At 46.2% G+C, this 21894-nt stretch carries 25 protein-coding genes and 1 tRNA gene; 17 read left to right on the top strand and 9 right to left on the bottom strand.

Annotation, left to right across the window (positions count from 1 at the left end):
• Positions 1-12 precede the first annotated feature (12 nt).
• A complete protein-coding gene (locus QOR82_RS05415; protein WP_283583757.1) occupies positions 13-282 on the bottom strand; it encodes a chorismate mutase in 270 nt (89 codons plus the stop codon).
• 284 nt (positions 283-566) lie between these two features.
• Positions 567-1325, bottom strand: coding sequence for a peroxide stress protein YaaA (gene yaaA / locus QOR82_RS05410; RefSeq protein ID WP_283583756.1), 759 nt, complete (start codon positions 1323-1325; stop codon positions 567-569).
• A gap of 120 nt (positions 1326-1445) precedes the next feature.
• Between yaaA and QOR82_RS05405 the strand changes: the two genes are divergently transcribed.
• From QOR82_RS05405 to QOR82_RS05395, 3 genes are all read left to right on the top strand, one after another.
• A complete protein-coding gene (locus tag QOR82_RS05405; RefSeq protein ID WP_283583755.1) occupies positions 1446-2315 on the top strand; it encodes an aldo/keto reductase in 870 nt (289 codons plus the stop codon).
• Positions 2316-2422: 107 nt separating this feature from the next.
• Positions 2423-3475 carry a D-alanyl-D-alanine carboxypeptidase family protein gene (locus QOR82_RS05400; protein ID WP_283583754.1) on the top strand — a complete coding sequence of 351 codons (1053 nt, stop codon included), beginning with the start codon at positions 2423-2425 and terminating at the stop codon, positions 3473-3475.
• 118 nt (positions 3476-3593) lie between these two features.
• Positions 3594-5135, top strand: a complete 1542-nt coding sequence (locus tag QOR82_RS05395; protein ID WP_283583753.1) for a glutamate--cysteine ligase — start codon at positions 3594-3596, stop codon at positions 5133-5135.
• Between the two features lie 49 nt (positions 5136-5184).
• On the opposite strand, the gene QOR82_RS05390 is transcribed toward QOR82_RS05395, so the two are convergent.
• Positions 5185-5772 (bottom strand): LOG family protein, encoded by a 588-nt coding sequence (locus tag QOR82_RS05390; protein ID WP_283583752.1) that lies wholly within the window; start codon positions 5770-5772, stop codon positions 5185-5187.
• 105 nt (positions 5773-5877) lie between these two features.
• The gene (locus QOR82_RS05385) at positions 5878-6240 is read right to left on the bottom strand and encodes a DUF4828 domain-containing protein (RefSeq protein WP_283583751.1); all 363 of its coding nucleotides are present in this window, start codon (positions 6238-6240) and stop codon (positions 5878-5880) included.
• Between the two features lie 175 nt (positions 6241-6415).
• Here QOR82_RS05385 and QOR82_RS05380 point away from each other — a divergent pair, with 175 nt between their 5' ends.
• The 3 genes from QOR82_RS05380 (at position 6416) to QOR82_RS05370 (ending at position 8899) form a co-directional block, all read left to right on the top strand.
• Positions 6416-7426, top strand: a complete 1011-nt coding sequence (locus tag QOR82_RS05380; RefSeq protein ID WP_283583750.1) for a Gfo/Idh/MocA family oxidoreductase — start codon at positions 6416-6418, stop codon at positions 7424-7426.
• Between the two features lie 17 nt (positions 7427-7443).
• Complete coding sequence (locus QOR82_RS05375; RefSeq protein ID WP_283583749.1) at positions 7444-8763, top strand: DEAD/DEAH box helicase; 1320 nt, start codon at positions 7444-7446, stop codon at positions 8761-8763.
• 63 nt (positions 8764-8826) lie between these two features.
• Positions 8827-8899: transfer RNA gene (locus QOR82_RS05370), tRNA-Arg, on the top strand.
• A 43-nt stretch (positions 8900-8942) separates the two neighbouring features.
• Here the strand turns inward: QOR82_RS05370 and QOR82_RS05365 are convergent.
• A complete protein-coding gene (locus tag QOR82_RS05365; protein WP_283583748.1) occupies positions 8943-9419 on the bottom strand; it encodes a hypothetical protein in 477 nt (158 codons plus the stop codon).
• A gap of 170 nt (positions 9420-9589) precedes the next feature.
• Between QOR82_RS05365 and wecB the strand changes: the two genes are divergently transcribed.
• Positions 9590-10717 carry a non-hydrolyzing UDP-N-acetylglucosamine 2-epimerase gene (gene wecB / locus QOR82_RS05360; protein WP_408612926.1) on the top strand — a complete coding sequence of 376 codons (1128 nt, stop codon included), beginning with the start codon at positions 9590-9592 and terminating at the stop codon, positions 10715-10717.
• Positions 10718-10751: 34 nt separating this feature from the next.
• Here wecB and QOR82_RS05355 read toward each other — a convergent pair whose 3' ends face one another.
• Both QOR82_RS05355 and QOR82_RS05350 read right to left on the bottom strand, forming a co-directional pair.
• Positions 10752-11195 carry a GtrA family protein gene (locus tag QOR82_RS05355; protein ID WP_283583746.1) on the bottom strand — a complete coding sequence of 148 codons (444 nt, stop codon included), beginning with the start codon at positions 11193-11195 and terminating at the stop codon, positions 10752-10754.
• A 12-nt stretch (positions 11196-11207) separates the two neighbouring features.
• Positions 11208-11654, bottom strand: a complete 447-nt coding sequence (locus QOR82_RS05350) for a flavodoxin (RefSeq protein WP_283583745.1) — start codon at positions 11652-11654, stop codon at positions 11208-11210.
• A 109-nt stretch (positions 11655-11763) separates the two neighbouring features.
• On the opposite strand from QOR82_RS05350, the gene map reads away from it, so the two are divergent.
• Both map and QOR82_RS05340 read left to right on the top strand, forming a co-directional pair.
• On the top strand, positions 11764-12600 hold the full coding sequence (gene map, locus QOR82_RS05345) for a type I methionyl aminopeptidase (RefSeq protein ID WP_283583744.1): 837 nt from the start codon (positions 11764-11766) through the stop codon (positions 12598-12600).
• A gap of 159 nt (positions 12601-12759) precedes the next feature.
• Complete coding sequence (locus QOR82_RS05340) at positions 12760-13680, top strand: YihY/virulence factor BrkB family protein (protein WP_283583743.1); 921 nt, start codon at positions 12760-12762, stop codon at positions 13678-13680.
• 34 nt (positions 13681-13714) lie between these two features.
• Here the strand turns inward: QOR82_RS05340 and QOR82_RS05335 are convergent, their stop codons facing one another.
• Entirely contained in the window at positions 13715-13966 is a 252-nt protein-coding gene (locus QOR82_RS05335; protein ID WP_283583742.1) for a DUF2922 domain-containing protein, read from the bottom strand.
• A gap of 31 nt (positions 13967-13997) precedes the next feature.
• Positions 13998-14201, bottom strand: a complete 204-nt coding sequence (locus tag QOR82_RS05330) for a DUF1659 domain-containing protein (RefSeq protein ID WP_283583741.1) — start codon at positions 14199-14201, stop codon at positions 13998-14000.
• 95 nt (positions 14202-14296) lie between these two features.
• Between QOR82_RS05330 and recX the strand changes: the two genes are divergently transcribed.
• The 8 genes from recX (at position 14297) to QOR82_RS05290 (ending at position 21728) form a co-directional block, all read left to right on the top strand.
• Positions 14297-15097: a recombination regulator RecX gene (gene recX / locus QOR82_RS05325; RefSeq protein WP_283583740.1), complete on the top strand. Its 801-nt coding sequence runs from the start codon at positions 14297-14299 to the stop codon at positions 15095-15097.
• Between the two features lie 79 nt (positions 15098-15176).
• Positions 15177-15830 carry a sugar transferase gene (locus tag QOR82_RS05320; protein WP_283583739.1) on the top strand — a complete coding sequence of 218 codons (654 nt, stop codon included), beginning with the start codon at positions 15177-15179 and terminating at the stop codon, positions 15828-15830.
• A 13-nt stretch (positions 15831-15843) separates the two neighbouring features.
• On the top strand, positions 15844-16605 hold the full coding sequence (locus QOR82_RS05315) for a DUF4422 domain-containing protein (RefSeq protein ID WP_283583738.1): 762 nt from the start codon (positions 15844-15846) through the stop codon (positions 16603-16605).
• A 12-nt stretch (positions 16606-16617) separates the two neighbouring features.
• Positions 16618-17544, top strand: coding sequence for a glycosyltransferase family 2 protein (locus QOR82_RS05310; RefSeq protein WP_283583737.1), 927 nt, complete (start codon positions 16618-16620; stop codon positions 17542-17544).
• Between the two features lie 13 nt (positions 17545-17557).
• Positions 17558-18751, top strand: coding sequence for a polymerase (locus tag QOR82_RS05305; protein WP_283583736.1), 1194 nt, complete (start codon positions 17558-17560; stop codon positions 18749-18751).
• Positions 18738-19364 (top strand): Wzz/FepE/Etk N-terminal domain-containing protein, encoded by a 627-nt coding sequence (locus QOR82_RS05300; protein WP_283583735.1) that lies wholly within the window; start codon positions 18738-18740, stop codon positions 19362-19364. The genes QOR82_RS05305 and QOR82_RS05300 overlap by 14 nt, the downstream gene beginning before the upstream one ends.
• A gap of 11 nt (positions 19365-19375) precedes the next feature.
• Entirely contained in the window at positions 19376-20185 is an 810-nt protein-coding gene (locus QOR82_RS05295; RefSeq protein ID WP_283583734.1) for a DUF4422 domain-containing protein, read from the top strand.
• A 112-nt stretch (positions 20186-20297) separates the two neighbouring features.
• Positions 20298-21728 carry a flippase gene (locus tag QOR82_RS05290; protein ID WP_283583733.1) on the top strand — a complete coding sequence of 477 codons (1431 nt, stop codon included), beginning with the start codon at positions 20298-20300 and terminating at the stop codon, positions 21726-21728.
• The last annotated feature ends 166 nt before the right edge of the window (positions 21729-21894 follow it).

The following is a 21894-nucleotide window of genomic DNA, read 5'->3' as shown; positions in this document are numbered from 1 at the left end:
TAATCCTTCTTTCTATTTTTTGATGCTTGCTTCTGCGTCGCGGCTGGCGCTCATGATGGCTTCAAAGATAGTTCGGAGGTAGCGAGACGTGGTGGGGTCGCTGCTCTTGGCGCCGAGTTCGTTGAGAATCTCACTTTCCCGTTGCTTGTCCAGGATTGGCAGATCCTTTTGCTGTTTGATTTTGGCCACTTCTTGGACCAGATGAAGACGCTGGAGCAAAAGCCCAGCCAATTGATCGTTGAGACCGTTGATTTGTTGGCGGATTACTGTTAACTCATCCATATGTTGATTCCTCCCCAAAGTTAATTATATAGAAAAAGCCAGCCGGGCGGAGTATTCTCCAGGACCACGGCTGGCTATCTTTTTACGCTATCAAAAAAGCCTGATCCCAGATCGGAGCCGGGAACACGCCAATGCACCCGGGCAATTAAAATGCTAATTGCCCGAAATAATAACTTTGCACTGGTGTCTGGGACTTCATTGAGAACGACCTTCTTTCAATTTCTCTTTCAATATGTTTATTATTAAACCGCATCGATAACTTCTCGTCAAGATCTAATGGAAATTTAATTTTGAATCTTTTGCCGAATAAAGACCAGTTGGTCGGGGCTGGAATGTTGGGCTGAGTAAACAAAGCCGTCGTCGTGGAATTCTTTGACCGCTGCCAAGGACGTCACTGAATTTTCGGCCAAGAAACGTACCATCCGGCCACGCGCCATCTTCGCCCGTGTCGTTGCCTGTTTTAGCTTGCCGTCTTTGACCTGGTCAAAGATACAAGTAACGATCCGCTGGGACTCTTGTTGGTGATCAAAGACGGCCTTCGCGTACTCGTGCGAGGCGAGATTGAGGCAAAGCGTATCCTCACTTGCTAATTGCTTGGCGATGGAGCTACCCCAGAATTGGTAGAGATTGTGGTAACCGTTCACCTGCAGGCGATCGCCCAGGCCGAGGCGGTAGGGAACGACTCCGTCGAAGGGCCGAAGTACCCCGTAGAAACCAGATAGGATGCGGAGATGATTGCGGACATAGTTTAGTGCCCGCTCAGAAAAGACGTCCGGTGCCATGTATTGGTATTGCAAGCCGGTAAAGGCCAGTAAGGCGGGAGTGAGCTGACGGCGGAGATTCATTTGAAAGAGCCAGCGGTAGTTGGGCTCAGCAATTTTAGTTGAGCAATTCCACCACACCCGGTGGGCTTCTTCATAGGAAAGGCGGCGAAACTGCTTGAGGATTTCTTCGGTTTTGTCCAGCATGGCGGGAAGCTGCTCGACGGGGAGACTGTCGGTGTCAACTTGCATTTTCCGTGCCGGAGCGATAATGATTTGCATAATAGGACCCCACTATGATAATTAATTTGCATAGTTAAGAATGCGGAATAACTATTTTACATTGCTGCAGACTTCCCATAGACTTAATAGTAGTTATTAAGGAAAAGGGGAGTTTAGACAATGACTATTTTAGCAGAAAATTACCAGCTCAATAACGGTATTGCAATCCCGAAGATAGCACTCGGCACGTGGCTGATCGATAATGATGATGTCGCCGATGCTGTGAAGAACGCCATCAAGCTGGGGTACCGTCACATCGATACGGCCCAGGCCTATGGCAACGAACAGGGCGTTGGCAAGGGCATTCGCGAATCCGGTGTCGCTCGTGATCAAATTTTTGTGACCGACAAGGTGGCGGCTGAACTGAAGGACTACGACAGTGTTGCGGAGTCGATTGACAAGTCACTGGCAACGATGGAGCTGGATTACTTAGACCTGCTGATTATTCACAGTCCTCAACCGTGGAAAGAGGTCAACCAATCTGATGATCGTTACTACCAGGGCAACTTGGCAGCATGGCATGCGATGAGCGATGCCATGAAAGCCGGCAAGGTCAAGTCAATTGGGGTTTCCAACTTCAACCAGGGAGACTTGCAGAACATTCTGGACAACAGCGATGTTAAGCCAGCCGTGGACCAAATTCTGGCACACATCGCTAACACGCCGAAGGACCTGATTAAGTTTTGCCAGGACAATGACATCCAGGTGGAAGCCTACTCGCCAATTGGTCACGGTGCCGTCTTGGACCAGGCAGATGTCAAGAAAGTGGCAGCTAAGTACCGGGTTTCACCAGCACAACTGTGCCTGAAGTACGATCTGCAGCTGGGAATGGTTATCCTGCCGAAGACGGCCAATCCTGAACACATGAAGCAGAATGCGGACTTGGACTTCCAGATTAGTGATGACGATATGAAGACGCTGGAAAACGTCAAGAAGCTCACCGACTATGGCCAAGCTAATATGTTCCCCGTATACGGCGGCAAGCTCTAAGTCGGCACTGTTCACATAGTTTTCACGAACTCGTAAGGGAAACTTAATGTTACTCTGAACCAGAATTGTTTATAATCGTCCTTAGTAAATTAAGGGAGAATATAAGCGTGCGATTACATCATTCATTTATTAAGGCGGCCACGATTATGATGGTCGCCTTGTCATTCACTTCGACTGTTGCGCCGGCGACAGCTCTAGCGGCCAAGCAATCCGGCAATACGGTGACGAATACTTCTACCCGGGCCAAGAAAGGCCAGCATGTCCAGGCCAAGGCGGCGGTGACGATTGATGCTAAAACCGGTCAAGTGCTCTACGCCCAAAATGCCAACCAGAAAATGCCAATTGCTTCAGTCGTCAAGATTCTGACCCTTGCTGTCATCGAAGAAGATATCAACAAGGGCAAGCTGCGCTGGAACACCAAAGTGACGATTTCCAAACCGATCAGCAAGATAGCCAATGACTGGCACTTTTCGAACGTCGAACTCGATGAGGGGCGGACCTACACCGTGCGCGACCTCGTCAATTCGATGATGATTGTTTCAGCTGACGGTAGTGCGGCCGCCCTGGCCATCAAGGATGCCGGCAGCACCGCAGCTTTCAATAAGAAGATGCAACGAATTGCCCATAAGGCCGGAGTCCGGGACGCGAAGATTTATAACATGATCGGTTTGGATAACGGGTCGCTGGGAGCCCTCAAATTGAAGAGTGTCAAGAAGTCGGCAGAAAACCAGTTTTCGGCGCTGGACGTCGCCAAGATTTCACGTTATCTTGTCGATCATTATCCATCGGCCCTCAAAATCACGAGTGGCAATCACGTCAACTTCCGGTCCAATGACCACCAGCAGTATGATATGTTGAACATCAACTACCTGATTTCGAAGTGCGGAATGGAGCCTGATTATGGCCAGGTCGACGGACTAAAGACTGGCAAAACCGACAAGGCGGGTGATTGCTTTGCCGGGACCGGGGTCTTCGGCAAACGACGCTTGATCTTCGTTGTTTTGAATGTCCCGGGGACCTACAATAACATGTTTACCCAGTCACTGGCGATGATCAGTGACGTTCTCGGCCGCCAGGTCAAACCGAAAACTGATCAAAATAAGAATAATAAAACCAATAACGGTCAAAACACTGCTAGCAGTCAAAGTGCCGGCCAGTAATGCTTCGTCGCGAAAACAGTTCTGAGCAATTGGGCTAGGCATTTCCGTTCATAATGGTGTACAATCGGAATGAAGAAGATGCGCGCCACGAGGACTTGGCGCTAGGGAGGCTATGATTATGGCAGACGAGCTGAAAAAAATCAGTGACGCGCTGCGCACACCAGAACTGAACAAGCTGATGTACAAGGGGCGCTTTGCGGTACGGATGGAAACTCACCGGATTTTGACCGATGGGCGGGCCAGCCGTTACCCATACCCTAACAACCTAAGTTCACGGCGGACTAACCGTTACCTAACGACGGTGATCAGTGACAACATGATGGAACTGAAGAGTTCACCGCAGCAAGGTAGTGACAATGTGGTGCGACAACTGGATCTCTTGCAGCAGACACTCTACAGTGAGTTACAGTCTGACGAGCGGCTGTGGCCGCTCAGTCTGCCTCCAGAGCCGGTTTACAAGCACGACCTGGATTTTTTGAAACATCACTCGACCCGTTACTGGATCAGTGGTCATAATTCCTACCTGATCAACAAATACGGGATCAAACGTCAGCTGATCGCTGGGGTGCGCGTGAATTACAGTTTAAACGAAACACTGTTGCGGCGGATTTATGAACTCAGCGCTAACCAACACAGCAAGTCGATGGCCGATTTTCGCAACCACCTTTACTTTAAGATGGCCCAGTTCTTCTACCTCCATCGCTGGCTCTTTACTTATCTTTATGGTGCTAGTCCGGTCAGCCCGACGGTCAAACATGACATTCCGGATGACATTAAGCACCCGATCCGCAGTTTGCGTTGCTCGCAGTACGGCTACACCAACCGCCCTGATGAGCAGGTGACCTATGATTCGCTGGAGTCCCACATTGAGCAGTTGGAGAAGCTGATTGATGATGGCACCTATGCCGATTATGATGAATTCTTCGGGCCGGTGCGTCTCCACGGAGATGCCGAACTGATGGGTGAAAATGACAACCTGCCGACAATGATCAAGCAGGGAGTTAAGTACCTCCAGTTCCGGATCTTTGACCTCGACCCCTTTGCACTGTCGGGGATCAGTGCCGACACCTTGGACTTTTTGGAAGTATTAATGCTGTATGGCCTGCTGATGCCCTTACCGGATAACCTGCCAGAGCGGTTAGCCGAAGCCAAGAAACGCAACAACGAGGTGGCTCTCGAAGACCCCTTGAAAGAGCCCGATTGGTTACAGGATGCGGCTGACCAACTGATGACCCAGCTAGAAAAGTTCATCACGGATTATCAGGCCCCTCTCAAATACAAAATGGCGTTGAAATTTGTCCGGCGGCGTCTGGATGATCCGTCATTGACGATCGGTGGACAGGTTGCTTCGCAGCTCAAGGAGGATAGTATCCTCTCCTTTGGTCTGAAGATCGCCAACGACCGTTACAGCGACTTTTTGCGGCTGGGGCACCCCTTGGCTGAACAAGACGAGCGTTTTTCCAGCACGGCTCACCGCTTGGTCATGGCGGCGATCAAACTGGGCATTGAGTTTGATGTCGGCGACCAAATCGTATTGAAGGTTGGCAATCATAAAGAAACCTTCGCGCCGGACGTCAAATTGGATATGCCGGAAGGGGCGCGGCAGTACGTGATCGCTCTCTTTCCCGAAGTCGAAAAAGAACTCAGCAGCAACGAATGATCTAAAAAAGACCTCCGTCACGACGTAAGCCGTGACGGGGGTCTTTGAATTAGTGCATCTTTTTGTATTGGCGGTGCGCCGGTGCTTGGTAGTGGGTCATGAAATCAATTAATTCGTCGAAATGGTTGGCAAAATAGATCGCGTCCAGGAAGCTCTTTTCGGCAAAACCCTTGTAATACATGCGTCGTAGCATGTTGTGCAATGGATCGTAGAAACCTTCGTAATTGTAGAAGGCGGCTGGTTTGTGGTTGTCGCCGATGGTGGTCCAGGAGATTGCTTCGCTGATCTCTTCCAGTGTTCCGTAGCCACCCGGGAGGGCGACCATCCCGTCTGCTAAATTCATCATCTTTTGTTTTCGGATGTCCATGTTTGGTACGATTTGCAGATCGGACAGGCGTTCTAGAGCGGTACCGCGGTCCGCGAGCTCCTGGGTGATGACACCGTGAACTTGGCCACCGTTGTCGAGCACGGCGTTGGCAACTGCGCCCATCATCCCGTACTTGCCACCACCATAGACTAATTCAATATGGTGCTGGGCCATCTGTTCACCAAAGCGTTTGGCTTCCCGAATAAAGTGTGGATCATTGCCGGCATTAGCTCCGCAGTAAACGGCAATGCGATGAATGCTTGCTGTCAATTTAGTTCACGCTCCTTAATATTTAACGAAATGCTAATACGACTAGTATAGCACTCCGCAAAGAGAAGCCATAAAAAAACGATTGCAAGAAGCAATCGCGAGTGCCTATTTCATCGGTTGAATGTTGTAAATTTGGTCATCAGCCTCGTCGATGAGCTCGGCTGGCTGGTGATTGGCCGCTTTGATGGTGATATGGTAGCCAAATTTGTCGAGGTAAATCAGCTTGTCGGCATCGATGTGCTGGACCGTGGCGGGGATGATTTGGTGGTCAATATCGAGCTTCAGGTCCGGGGTAATGGTGATCAGATGAGAACGGTCACGCTGAACATCATAGTAGCGCCAGGTGCCAGTGTAAAAAATCGGGAGCGACTGGGCAGGATGTTTCTTTTTCTGATGACTGAACCCAAAAGTGCTGCTGAGTCCAGCCATCAGTCCCGCGCCGAAAAGTAACGTTCCTTTTTTCTTCATTAAATTAAGTCTCCTTAGTAATTTCATAATCCCAGTCTTTTTCATCTTTGTTCGTTTGGTTGCCTCTATTATACACAGCTTTTTATTTTCATTAGATTTCAATTCTGTTAAAAGCCGACAACAATTGTTAAAATTAAAGTAACAGTTTAGACAGGTTGTAAAGGAGATCTTAATTATGCTGAAACTCGGAATCATCGGGACTAATTTCATCACTGATCGGATGTTGAAGGCCGCCCAGGAAACGGGTCAATATCAGCTGACGAGTGTTTATTCGCGTCATTTGAGCCGAGCTCGGGATTTTGGCCAACAATACGGGGCTACTGAATTTTACGACTCGCTCGAAGACTTTTTTGACCAAGGGGATTTTTCCGTTGTTTACATCGCCTCACCGAATAGCTTGCATTATCCCCAGGCTCGGCTGGCAATTGAAAATGACAAGGACATCATTGTTGAAAAGCCGGCCTTTGTTAATCCACATGAGTACCACGAAATTGTCAAACTGCTTAAAGACCACCCTCGGGCACGGCTGGTCGAAGGAGCGCGCCAGATCCACACCCCCTTGTTTGTGGCGGCCGCAAAGCAGCTCAAAAAGATGAAACAGGTGCAGGGTGCCAGTTTTACGATGATGCAGTACTCATCGCGCTACGACCAGGTGCTTAACAATGCGGACCCGTTGCCCAACATTTTTACGAAAGAATTTGCTGGCGGCGCCTTGCAAGACCTCGGGGTTTACTGTGTTTACGATGCTGTGACCCTGTTTGGAATGCCAGACAGCAGCGTTTATTATCCAACTTTGATCAAGACCGGAGTCGATGGCAAAGGTACCGCGATCCTTCAGTATCACGATTTTACGGTTGTGCTGAATTTCAGCAAGACTACCAATACCTACATCGGTTCAGAAATCCATGGTCAGCGGGATACTCTCTGGTTAGATAATGCTGCAGACTTCCACCAGGCAACCTATTTTGATGAAGAAAAAAAGGCTCATGAATTGTCGGCTGACGTACACCGCAATCCTCTTTATGATGAGCTGATCGACTTTGCTAAGCTCTTTAACAACCCAAACGATGCCGTTGAAGAAACTAAGTATCAGCGCTGGTTGAAACTGAGTCAGGAAGTGAACCAAGTGATGTATGACTTGCGGCAGTCGGCTGACTTGGTCTTTCCAGCGGACGAAAATTACTAGGAAGGATAAGAAGAGAATTGATTGAACAGTTTAAAATTCATTTTGACGAGAAAGGCTTTCACCAACCGACAGCGATCCAGACAGCGGTGGAAGAGCCGCTAAGCGCGGGACAGTCGGTTTTGGGGATTGCACCGACGGGATCAGGGAAGACCTTGGCCTTTGCTTGGCCGCTTTTACCCCGCATTGCCAAGAGCGGGGGCGTTCAGCTGCTGGTGCTGGAACCTTCGCAGGAACTCGCTATGCAGACGACGCGAGTTTTGCGGGAATGGGCAGCAATCGTTCATTTGCGGGTTCAGCCATTAACCGGGGGCGCTAATATCCGACGCCAAATCGTTCAGTTGCGAGAGCATCCCGAAATTATTGTTGGCACACCAGGACGGATCCTCGATCTGACCAACCAGGGACGCTTGGAATTGAAGACGGTGCGAACCCTCATCATTGACGAAGCCGACGACCTTCTCCAGGATGATACCGAGGCTGTGGTGGAGGACATTGAACGCCGGATTCCGATCGATTCCCAGCTTGGCTTTTTCTCAGCGACCTGGGCGCCGGTCTTTAAACAGCTCGATGACATGTTCGGTCAAAAGATCCGGCTCTACGATGTCCGGAAAACGGACCGGAGTCGGGGAGAAGTCCACCACTACTTACTGCACGCCCGGAGCAACCCTCAGAAGTCAGAAGTATTGCGGAAACTTTGCCGGCAGCGTGATTTTCGGGCACTGGTTTTCATCAATAGCCAGCGGACGATCAGCTATGTAGCTGCGCGGATGCGGCACGAACACGTTAAGATTGCGATCCTCGGTGGCAAAGAGCGGGGAACCAAGCGGGCCCAGGCTTTGCGGATGATTCGTAAGCGGCAGATTCAGCTCCTGCTGACGACGGACGTCGCGGCCAGGGGGCTGGATATCGCCAAATTGCCCGCGGTGATCAACTACGACTTGCCTAAAGAAACCAACCAGTATGTCCACCGTGCGGGGCGTACTGGTCGGCAGGGTGAACCCGGCACGGTCTACAATCTCGGTGATGATCATGACTTTCGGCGGTTGAAAAAACTACTGGCTGACACTGATTACCAACTGGAAGTGCTTCCGGCAGTCCCGGAGACAAAGCACGACCTCCACTTGGATAACGACGGCGAAAAGGCAACGGCTGCCTTAGACCAACATCAACGGGACCAGAAACGCCCCAAGAGTGGTTGGAGCTTGTGGGGTAGCCGCAAGAAGGTGGCTGACGCTTTGCCGACTAAGTCGCGGCGGCACAAAAAGAACCGCCATCACAAGAACAAGGGAATTCGTTTTAAGCGGCGCAAACAACAAGAGCAAGCAGCCAAGCATTGACAGCTGGTGATAACACTTCAGTCTTTACAGGGGTCGACAACGATGAGATAATAATATCGTCGCGGTCCCATAGTATAACTGGATAGTACATCCGCCTCCTAAGCGGTCGATCCCGGTTCGAACCTGGGTGGGACCATTAAAAAAGCTCAGCGTTTTGAAGCGCTGAGCTTTTTAGTATCTTAGTTGTTAGAATGTTGGATTGTAGCGCCATTCGGTAGTGGACCTGACCAGTCACTGTACTGGGTTTGACTTTGTCCTGGCACAGTCTGGCGGTCCATCCCGTCACTGTCGACGTGGTGGGTAACACCCTTGGAATCAGTCCAGACGGCAGTGTCGCCAAGCCCTAATTGTTGGCTCTGTTGTTGCTTAGAGCTCGAGCTTGATGACTTGGAACTAGTAGAAGAATCACTTTCGGAATCAACACTGCTACTAGAGCTGCTTGATTGTGAGCTACTGGAAGACTTAGCACTGGCGCTGTTGTTTTTGGCCTTGTTCTTCTTAACCTTGCTTGCTGATTTCTTGTGTTTAACGACTTTGCTGGAACTTACTTGGCTGCTTGAAGCCTTTTTACTAGAAGTGGAATTACCACAAGCTGCCAGCATCAACGAACTCAACAGGGTAATTACAACCAAAGGTAATTTACGCTGTAATTTCATTAACGAGTCCTCCTTGTATTTTTAATCTAAATTCAACACAGTGATTATACTACAACCACGGTAATAATAACATTACAATTCTTTAGCATTTTAATAATAGCGTCATGATTTCGTCTCGCCTAAATCACACGAAAGCGGTAAAATTAAGATTGTTATCGAAAGGAGGGGTGGTGTTGCTAGGACCACTGAAGATTATGTTCTTTCTCGGGACGCGTGCGGAAGCAATCAAACTAGCGCCGATCATTTCGGCGATGCGGCACCGCCCTGAGACTTTCAAGCCTGTTTTAATCGTCAGTTCGACCCACTCACCATTATTGCAGCAAGCCTTGCGCTTTCTGCGGTTGCAGCCGGATTTTGACCTGCAAGCACCAGTGATGGGTGACGGTGGGGACCTAGAAGCCCTCGGCAACATGATGCATAATTTTAACAATGTAATCAACGCGGCTCAGCCCGACATGATGGTGGTCATCGGCGACACCACGATTACCCTGGCCGGGAGTCTCTGCGCCTTTTACCATCGCTTGCCATTGGCCCACGTTGAGGCTGGGTTGCGGACTCATGACAAAGCACATCCCTTTCCGGATGAGATGCAACGGCAGCTGACTGATGTCCTGGCCGATCTCTATTTTGCGCCAACTCAGCACGCAGCCCACAATCTGTTGCAGGAGCATCACCAGGCCGAGCAAGTCTTTGTGACTGGAAATCCGGTAGTGGATTCGGTGCGGCTCAATTTGCGTGATGATTACCGCAGCCCCTTGCTGGATTCGCTCCCGGCAGATCACCGACTGATCCTATTGACGATGCAGCGGCTTGAAAACCGTGGCGAGCCGATGGAGCGGGTTTTCAGGACGATGCGCGATATTGTGGAAACTAATCCAGACGTCGAACTGCTCTGTCCCCTTTATCCAGCAGATGACGTTATGAGCTTGGCAGATCAGGTCTTTACCGGTTGTGCGCGGGTCCACGTCGTTTCACCGATGAATCTTGGTGAGTACTTGAATACCGCAGCACGTTCCTACCTATTGGTGACCGATTCAGCTGGAGTTGTTGAGGAGGCGCCAGCCTTGCACAAACCAGTTTTGCTATTGAGGGAAAAGACGGAACGTCCCGAAGCAATAATCGCCGGCTGTGCACAGGTTGTTGGAACGGACCCCACCACGATTCAGCAGGCGGCCTTTGACCTACTCCACAATAAGCGTTCCTATAAGAAGATGGCGGCTGCTCCTAATCCATTCGGGGATGGCTTTGCAGCGGACCGAATTATAAATTTGATCAGCCACTATTTCACTAAAAAATAAGAGCTTGGCGACATCTGCTGCCAAGCTCATTTTATTATTTCATTCGTTCGATTAAGTGTTTATTAGTCGTAAAGATCAGGAACTTAGAAAAGATGAAGTTGGCGATGATCACGACGACATTATCTACTGTTTTGACCAGTAATTGTTGAAGGGGAGAATTCAGCTTCAATAATGTCACTCCGACGTACATGAAGAGAACATCGATCAGCAAGGTGAGGGCCCGGTAAAAGTAGAACTTCGCAAATTCCGCGAGAAAGGCCTTGACGGTCGTGTAGTGGGAATTGAAGACCCAGACTTTGTTAGTCAAATAGGCAACCAGCACTGACAGGAACCAGGCGATTACGTTGGCTACTTGGTAGTTGAGGTGAGCACCCGAACTGAGCCATTGAAAAACTCCAATATTAACAACAGTGGTGACTACCCCCCAAAAGAGGTAAGCCACCATTTGCTTATATTTTTTCCACAGTTTGGCAATCACAGTCTATTCCTATTACTTAGCCTTGTCAATCAACTGTTGGGCGAACTTGTCCAGTGTTTGGATGTCATCCTGGTCAGGGTTGAGGTTGATGTGAACGGGACCGCCGCCACGGGTGGCACCAGTTTGCGCAAAGGCGTCGTCAAAACTGTCGACGGCCTTGCAGTAGTATTCACCGTAAGCCTTGTCACCAGAACCAGCAACACCAAAGACCTTGCCGTCCAGTTTTTCTTCTTTTAAGTCGTCGAAGAAGTCGAGCCCTTCGTCAGGCAGCGTTCCTTCACCGTATGTGTACGGGCAAACAACGCAGATGTCGACGTCTTCGAAGTCGGCCGGGTCAGCCATCGTAATCTCGGTCTCCTCGGTGTCGACGCCCTGCTTTTTGAGGGCTTCAACGATAATGTCAGCCACGTCTTCGTTGTTTCCGGTAATCGTGGCGTAAACTACTAGTGCACTTGCCATGTTAATACCTCCCGATAGGTTTTGCTTGACTCAGTATAGCACATTTCACCGCTTAGTGCCGGGGAGTGGTATACTAAAGAAGACTAATGAATAGGGAGTATTTAGAATTATGATTAGTTTAAAGTCACCACGTGAAATTGAAGCCATGGAGAAGTCCGGTGCGGTTTTGGCCGGGATGCACATTGGCCTTCGCCCGATTATCAAACCAGGGATTTCTAGTTGGGAAATCGAAGAATTCGCCCGGGCCTACTTCAAGCGGCACAACGCCATCGCTGCCCAGATCGGTTTTGAAGGTTACAAGTATGCCACTTGTGTCAGTGTCAACGACGAAATTTGTCACGGTTTTCCGCGGAAAAAGTTGATTTTAAAGGACGGCGACCTTGTTAAAGTCGACACGGTTGTTAACCTCGATGGGGCCTTCTCTGATTCTTGCTGGAGCTACGTCGTTGGCACGCCAAGTCCCGAGGTTAAGAAGTTGATGGAAGTTACCCACAAGGCTCTCTACATGGGCATTGACCAGTGTGTTCCAGGCAACCGGGTCGGTGACATTGGGGCGGTAATCCAGCACTACACTGAAGACGAAAACGGCTACGGGGACGTCCGTGAATTTGTCGGTCACGGGATCCAACCAACGATGCACGAAGACCCGATGGTACCGCACTACGGTCAACACGGACAGGGCCTGCGTCTGCGCAAAGGGATGACGATCACGGTTGAACCGATGATCAACACTGGCACCTGGGAAGCGGATACTTCCGACCCGAGTGGCTGGCTGGCTAAGACCGCTGATGGTGGCCTCAGCTGTCAGTATGAACACACCCTGGTCATCACAGATGACGGTCCGAAGATCCTGACTTCTCAAGATCCAGAATACGATGCGAAGTACATGTATGACGACAACTACGCCAAGTATCTAGCAGCGGCAACGGCTGAATTTAAGAAGTAAAAGATTATTAAGAAAAGGGCGCCGACTCCTTATCCGCGTGATAAGGGGCTGGCGCTCTTGTTGTGTTGAAGTCGGGGTGCCGGGCAGATAGATATTTCCACCTTTTAAGGAGTGATGCTTCCTGCTAAAATGAGAATATCTAAAGCGAGGTGAAGAAGGGTGCAGCGGCAACCCAATAAATTGAAACAATTTAGCGGGCTTTTTATGAAGCATTTCATGATGGCCCAGGTGTCGGCGTCCGCAGCGGTGCTGGCTTACTACAGCCTTCTCTCGATTTTTCCAGCGATTATGATCGTCGGCAACTTGATGCCGATGCTAGGATTGGATGCTGATACGATTGCTTCTTATTTACAGACGGCGATCCCGACTTCGATTTACCACTTTATTAAGCCCTTCATCTTTGCTTTTTTGCAGCGGGGGAGCAGTGGCGCCCTGACGACGGGATTGTTGATTGCCCTCTTCTCAACCAGTACGGGGATCGCGGCCTTTCAACGGAGCGTCAATCATGCGTATGGGGTAGCCGAAAACCAGAATCCGATCATTAACCGGGTGGTTTCCTTTCTCTGGATGATCGTCGTGATCGTGATCTTGTTTGCTTTGATTCTTCTCTACGGGTTGGGCGAGCAGGTCTTGAAGGCGTTGCAACCGATTTTCGGTTTCAGTATGCACTACATCCACCTCTTTACCTCGCTGAAATGGCCGGTGACCTTCTTTGGTCTGTTTATTGCGCTGACGATGCTGTATTACTTCGTTCCCAACGCGCGGGTGCGCTTGCGGTACGTGATCGTGGGGGCCGTCCTCGTTGCTCTGAGCTGGATGGGCTTATCCCGGATTTTTTCCTACTACACGGTTGTCTTTTCCAACAGTATTACTTCCTATAAGACCATCGGAGCCTTCATCATGCTGATGATCTGGCTGGACGTGTCCGGGATGGTGGTTATGATTGGTGCGGTGGTTAATGCCACTCTGCAGGACGCTCATGAAGGAGACGCGGTTCAGCGTCGTTATATGTGGGAACTCATCCGCGACTGGTACAAAGCCCTTCTTTCCCGGTTGCGAGAAACAAAAAAGAGAGGCTGAGTTCAAAACCCAGCCTCTTTGCGAAGAGATTTATTTATGCCTGAACGGACTTGAGAGCCTTAGTATCATCCTTGGACACAATGACTTCTTCAGTCGTCTTGATGTACTTGGCCGATACGGGGACGGCGTAGATGTTTTCACCGTCTTTTTGGAAGGCATTTGATTTGGCCAAAGCGACCATTTGCGTGATCAGCGTGTCCTTGTCGAGACCGTCCTTAGCATAATTTAGCTTGAGGACGTGGCTTTTGCCGAGGCTACCCTTAAAAGTTAAACTTAAAGTCTTCATGTGTTCATCGGTCCTTTCTTGAGGTGCTTAATTAATCGGTCAGTGCGTCAGCAATTGTCAGTTTGATACCATCTAGTTGGTCATCGCTAATGGTATGCATGAAAGTCTTGATGATTGCGATTTGTTCATCCGTTGGTTCTTCCACGACGTTGTTTAACGTTCGGTAGACACCATTGGGATGGTCGATGCCCTTCATCTTGAGTTGCAGCTTAGCATTTTGAAATGTTTTCTTCATGGTCAAAACTCCTTTGTTTTTTGCTGTAAGAAGCGGCCGCTGCTTACACTAATAGAAACGAACGAGCAGGGCAAATGTAAAGGAGGAATTTTTGATTGGCTAAAATTACCAAGGTGACGACGCAAAAAAACCGCAAGTATCACCGCTTCAACATCTTTCTCGATGGTAAATTTGCTTTTGGTGTTGACGAGGCGGTGCTGGTGAAGTTTCACCTCCTCAAGGGAGCCGAGATTGACACTGAGCAGGTCAAGGCAATCACGCAGTTTGACCAGCAGAACACTGCCTATTTGCGGGCGCTGGACTATTTGAACTATGGTTTGCGAACGGCCGCTGAAGTAGAAAAAAAGTTGCGCGATTTGGAATTTCCGCTCGAAATGATTTCTCCGGTGATGGAGCGCCTGAAACAACAGGGATACGTCGATGATCGGCATTACGCGGCCGCCTATGTGCGGACGGAAATGCGGTTGGATCTCAAGGGACCCGGCTTTTTGCGTCAGCATCTGCGGCAGAAGCAGGTTGATACGAATACGATTGAGGATGCCCTAGCACTCTTTACACCGGAAGCACAATTGGCCAACGCTACTAAAATGGCTCAGAAGGCATTTAAGCGTCAACGTCGCCGTTCAGCACGTCAGGCTGAAGAACGGGTGCGGCAGACCTTAATGAAGAACGGCTATAATAATGAGATTGTTCAACAAGCCGTCACGGCAGCCCGGCCAGTACCAGATGAGGAACACGAACATGAACTGCTGGCCCGCGAGGCAGCTAAGGCTTGGCATCATTATGCTAAGTACGACACCTACGAACGCAAACAGCGGGTTAAACAGCGGTTATTTCGCAAAGGTTACTCGTTGGATGATGTTGAGCGTTGGCTGGAGGAGAATGTGGACGATTGATAAAAGAGATTGTCTGTTGCCGGCCAACGCTGTATGATATGTAAGATAGTGATTTTGAAATTTTTTTGGGAAATGCTTTATGGTTAAGAAAATTATTCATGTTGATGAACAAAAATTAAATCATCAGTATGCGTACCGTTTCATTAAGCGCTTATTTGATATTTGTGCTTCTGCGGTTGCCTTAGTGTTGATCAGTCCCATTTTATTGATCATTGCGATTTGTATTAAAGTCGATGATCCGAAGGGTCCGGTTTTTTACACCCAAACCCGTGTCGGTAAGGATGGCAAACTGTTTAAAATGTATAAATTTCGGTCAATGGTTACTAATGCTGATGAATTACTGGCAAAATTAAAAAGCCAAAATGAAGTCAATGGTGCCATGTTTAAAATGAAGAATGATCCGCGCATTACCCGGGTGGGGAAGATTATTCGCAAGTACAGTTTGGATGAACTTCCACAATTATTAAACGTGGTTGAAGGTTCGATGAGCATTGTCGGGCCGCGTCCACCGCTAACAAGTGAGGTAGAACAGTATAGCGATTATGATAAACAACGCTTAATGGTTCGACCGGGTGCAACGGGCATGTGGCAGGTTGGAGGTCGAAATGATCTTGATTTTGACCAAATGGTCGAATTAGACCTAACTTACATCAACGAGCGAAGTCTTTTTTTGGATTTAAAAATTATGTTTGAAACGGTTAAAGTAATGATTAAACCAAATGCGGCTTATTAATGGAGAATTTAGTATGAAAGCGAAAATTCTAGTGGCGACGCATAAAAACTATGCAATGCCGAAAGACGACATTTATTTACCGGTGTTTGTTGGTAAAGATCTGCACCCGGATGTTAACCATACTTTTCATGGTGATAATACCGGAGATAATATTTCGAAGAAAAATGCGACTTATAATGAATTGACGGCCATGTACTGGGGTTGGAAGAATTTGGACCTCGATGCGATGGGATTAGTACACTATCGGCGCTACTTGAGCCTGAATCACCAAAAAGATTTGGATAAGGTATTAAGCAGCCAGCAGGTAATGGAACTTCTCAAGGAGAACGATATTATCTTGCCGCCAAAACGTCGTTACTATATTGAAAGCAATAAATCTCATTATCTGCATGCCCATCACCACGAACCGTTTGAAGTGATGGATCGGATTATTCATCAAAAGTATGCTGTATACGCTGATGCCTTTGATACAGTGATGAAACGCACTTGGGCTCATATGTTTAATATGTTCATTATGAAAAAAGAGCCCCTGAATGAATATTTGACATGGATGTTTGCTGTTCTGGCCGACGTGGAGGTGCAGACTGATATCTCTTCTTATTCGACTTATGAAAAACGGGTTTATGGTTTCTTGAGTGAACTGTTGTTGGATGTCTGGTTGGAAGTTCATCCTCAATATCAAACTAAAGAAGTCAACTATGTCTTTATGGAGCATACAGATTGGCTGAAGAAAGGTGGCAAATTCGTCCTGCGCAAGTTCACCGGCCATGCCTAGGGGTGATTGGATTTGACTAAACTTTCCATCGTAGTGCCTTGCTATAACGAAGAAGAGAGTATTCCGTTATTCTATTCAACTGTGGCTAAAGTTATAGGTAAAATGATGGTTGATGTCGAATATTGGTTTATCGATGATGGATCACATGACCATTCATTGATGGAAATGGCAAAGCTTCACCAGCATCATCCAGAAGTGCATTATATTTCTTTCTCGCGCAATTTTGGGAAGGAAGCAGGCCTCTATGCTGGTTTGCAGGCTTCTACGGGTGATTATGTTGTTGTGATGGATGTCGACTTGCAGGATCCACCGGCAATGTTACCTGAAATGTTCAAATATCTTCAGTCTGGCGAATATGACTGCGTCGGCACGCGGCGAATGGATCGAACAGGAGAAGGCAAGATCAAGTCTTTTTTCTCTTCCCAGTTCTACCACCTTATTAATCATATTTCGTCAACTAGGATCGTTCCTGGAGCCCGTGACTACCGGATGATGACTCGGCAAATGGTTAATGCAGTTTTATCCGTAACGGAGTATAATCGCTTTTCAAAAGGGATCTTTTCCTGGGTTGGCTTTAAGACTAAGTACTTGGCATATCACAATGTAGAACGGGTAGCAGGAACGACAGACTGGTCGATGTGGAAGCTTTTTAAATATGCGATGGATGGGATTATGGATTTTTCGGATGCGCCATTATCACTAGCTATTTGGCTAGGAACATTCATTGCCTTTATTGGCTTTGTGGCTTTGTTACTTGTCATTGTGCGTCACTTTATTTCGCCAAACGCCAGTGCTTTCGGGTGGTCATCTATGATTTGTATCATTCTTTTCATGGGTGGTATCCAATTGCTTGGGATTGGGATTGTTGCCAAATACGTTGGCAAAATCTATATGCAAAGCAAGCACCGGCCAATTTATGTTGTTAAGAAGAAAGAGTAATGCAGGTAAAATTATGAAATTATTATCCTCAATTAAACAGGGATTTCATTATAAAATTACAGGCGAACAAATTTATTTTGTTGCATTTACAATCTGCCTATTTGTATCATGGATAATTTCATCTATGTTTATGCAGTATTTTTCCTATTTACCGCTTAATATGCTTTTAGCGATAGGAATTGTACTGTTTATTTTTAAAATATACTTATTTGATGACTATTTGCCGTGGCAGATATTATTAATAACCATTATTCTCGGCTTAACAGTTATATCGGAAATAAAATCGCATTCGAATTTAATTCTGTTAATGATGTTAATGATTTTGGCAGCCAGAAATGTTGATTTTAACCAATTAATCCGTTGGTATTATTACATTGGGTTGATCATGTTATCCTTAATCATCGTCTATTCTTTGTTCGGGGTGATTAATAATTTACAATTTCATGCTGTTAATCGGGCGACTAGGTATTCGTTAGGGGTAGTTTACCCAACTGATTTAGCAGCCCATGTCTTGTATTTGTTATTAGCGGATGCTTTTTTACATCGTAAGTCACTGACTGGGTTGAGATATTTTGCTTACTTAATCATTGCCTGTGTGACAATGAAAATTACTGATGGCCGGTTAAGCTTCTTTGCTTCACTCCTGATGATTGTTGTCTTGGCTATTGCCCAGTGGGCCCAAAAAGGTAATCGAGCAGCCAAATTGATAGCGTCGATTTACTGGATTGTTATTCCAATTGAAGCATTTATTGCTGTAATGAGCTCTATCTATTTTGACATGAATAATCATATTTTTTCTCATGTTGACCGCCTTTTGTCCGGGCGCTTGTTTTATAGTCATGAGGCGTTTAGCCGATATAGCTTTGCTTGGCTGGGTAATAAAATTGCCGAACATGGCTATGGTGGGGTTAAGGGAGCCCATTTATTCAATGGGAAGTTAAATATGCCATATTTTTATGTTGATTCTTCCTATATTCGTTTGTTTGTTATGTACGGAATCGTAATGGCAATCATTGTCATTGCTATAATGATGGTGATTGCCATCAAAGCAACAAGCCATGCCAATTACATTTTTGCGGCCATTATACTTGTTGTTAGTTGTAGTTGTATGGTGGAGCAACACCTACTGGAAGTATCGTTTAATCCATTTTTGATAGCTCTTTTAGCAACTGTTTATCCATTGGAGGATTATCATGCAAAGTTATAGTGTCCATGACATTTTCAAAATTATCATCAAAGATTTACTCATCATTGTAATTTTAGCGTTTACCTTTGGCGCCCTGCTATGGGGGTATGCTAAGCACAAGCAGACTATTTCTTATACGTCTGAACGTAATATCTTAGTTGGCCATAATAGTCCTAATAATCAAATTCACTACAAGAATTCTCAGGTGAACGCGGACTTATCCAAAACGCAAACTTACTCTGATATTATTCAGGATCGGGTAATCACTGATCAGGCGTATTCTTTATTGGCGCATAATGTTAAGAAACATGTCACGAAGGATGATGTCAAGGATGACGTTCATGTCGAAAATCATCCGCAATCACTGGTTTTAACGATCAAAACACACGCTAAGACTGCAAAAGATGCTACCGCGATTGCTAATGCAACGGCCCAGGCAACGAAAAAAGAATTGCCAAAAATCACTTCTGATGTCGGTTCAGTGAAATTACTATCTAGTGCTAAAGTTAAGAACGCCCAGATGAAAAAGTCTGTTTCAGCAAAAAAGTATGGAATCTTAGGTTTTGCTTTTGGGGCTCTGTTAGGAATGGTCATTAGCTTTGTTATGACTAGCTGGAAGCACTTGCTCAGATAGGAAGAGATAGAATGGTAGTTTATGTGATTACTCATAAAAAATTCGACTATGCATTACCCCGACACTATCAGCCGTTATTAGTTGGTGCAGCTCTGCACGATAACCCTGACCATTATTTAGCCGATGATACTGGGGAAAACATTTCGGCTCAGAATAAACAATTTAGTGAACTAACAGGGTTGTACTGGATCTGGAAGCATTCACAAAGTAATCAAATTGGTTTGGTGCACTATCGTCGTTACTTTTACTCCAAAGACCTAAACAGGCACCAGCTTCTATTGTTGTCCTTAGTCAAGGGAAAAGGTATTAGGCCTATTTCCGAAGACGCATTATCGGACTTGCTAGTTGATTATGACTGGGTAGTTCCTCATCCAGAAGAGGTGGAAGGGAATTCTCTAGCTGATCAATATGCAGCGGGGCATAATAAGCATGACTTGGTCTTAACAGAGCAAGCAATCAAAAGGCTATACCCGCAATCATTGTCTTCTTTTTATCAAGTAATGAATGGGCAATCGTCTATGAGTGCATTTAATATGTTTTACACAAGCCGTTCGCAATTAGATGCATATTGTCAGTGGCTTTTTGATATTCTGTTTGATGTGCAAAAGCATATTGATCTATCTGCTTATGATGCTTATCAACAACGTGTTTACGGTTTTTTATCAGAACGACTGTTCAATGTCTGGTTGGCTAGTCAAAAAGGCCTTAAAGTGAAGTATTTAAGTGTATATAATGTTGCCAATTTGAATCGGAAGGTTATTTTAAGGCGAATGGCAGATTATTTACATTTGACAAAGCATAAAAAGTGGGTAAGCAATTAAGTTTCGCTGAAAAACAGGTCAGTTGATGACCTTTTAGCATTTTGATGGTATTGTTTGGATCCAATACATATTTAAACTATGTTTAAATGATGAGGGAGTTATCAAATACATTATGAAGGTTATTAAGAACTATTTGTATAATGCTGGATACCAAATCCTATTAATTTTCGCACCATTGATCACAACACCATATATTTCTCGAGTAATTGGTGCTCATGGCAGTGGTATTAATGCTTATACCAATAGTTGGGTAACCTTCTTTTATTTAATCGGCCAGATGGGAATTGCTACTTACGGAAATCGGGAGATCGCGTATTGTCGAAACGACCTGGTTAAACGGTCAAAAACCTTTTTTGAAATTGAGTCTTTACAAGCAATTAACGTTACCCTTACTTTAATTGCATACATCTTAATTGTTTTTCTCTTTAGTACAACTTTTCGGGTGTATTTTCTCTTGCAATCCTTTTGGATTATTGCAGCCGGATTTGATATTTCTTGGTACTTTATGGGGTTAGAAGATTTTAAAAAAACTGTCTCTAGAAATACCATCGTTAAATTAGTGACGATTGCCCTGATTTTCATACTTATCAAGTCGCCAAATGATCTGGGACAATATATTTTCTTGCTGGGGTTTGCGCAATTAGCCGGCAATGTCACCTTATGGCCATATCTTCGTCATAGTATTAAATGGGTATCTATTAGGACTTGGCGACCATATAGGCATCTATATCCTGCTTTATTGCTGTTTATTCCAACAATTACAACGCAAATATATGTTGTCGTTAACCGGTTAATGTTGGGGCGAATGTCAACTCAGTCAGCGTTGGGGCAGTTCGATTATTCTGATAAAATTGTCAAAGTTGTGTTGGCTGTAGTGACAGCCACTGGTACCGTGATGCTTCCTCATATTGCAAACAAATTTGCAATAGGGGACGTTAAGGGAATTCGTAAGAGTCTTTATAGTACTTTTGATTTTGTGTCTTCACTTTCTATTCCGATTATGTTTGGCCTAATGGCAGTGTCACTCAAAATGGCACCATGGTTTTTAGGCGGTGAATATGTTCCCGCAGGGAGGATTATTTTTCTGGAATCTCCAATTGTTGTGTTTATTGCTTGGAGCAGTGTTACGGGTACCCAGTATTTACTGCCTATTAATCGAGTAAGGGAATACACACTTTCTGTTACTGTTGGGGCAGTCGTGAATATTATTGCCAATCTGTGTCTGATTTATTTATGGGGGGCACAGGGTGCAGCTATTGCTACGGATATTTCTGAACTGGCAGTTACTGCAACTCAATTATGGTATGTCCGGTCCACAATTAGCCGCCGGCAATTATTCCAACAATTGTGGCGTTATTTCGTTAGCGGCTTAATTATGTTCTGTGTTGTTTTTCGCTTAAATATGATAATGCGAATGAACATCATGAATCTAATAGTTCAAGTTCTGGTTGGGATAGCTATCTATGTCTTTGGACTGTATGTTTTCCATGCACCAATTTTGAAACAGGCGCAGGCCCTGTTTAGTAAAAGCAAAGAACAGTAGCTATGTTGATGTCATTTGCTAGTCTTAAAATTTTTTCAACAAAAAAGAAGATAGTGTTTGCTATATATTAAGCACTGATGCGTACCCCAAAAGTTGGAAATCGACTTTGGGGGTATTTTTTTATGACTAAAATTAGCATAAACACTAAGCTTAAGGCTGTCGAAGA

Source organism: Limosilactobacillus difficilis, from assembly GCF_947387495.1.
GTDB classification, from domain to species: Bacteria; Bacillota; Bacilli; order Lactobacillales; family Lactobacillaceae; genus Limosilactobacillus; species Limosilactobacillus difficilis.
This window is presented reverse-complemented; position numbering and strand designations above follow the sequence as displayed.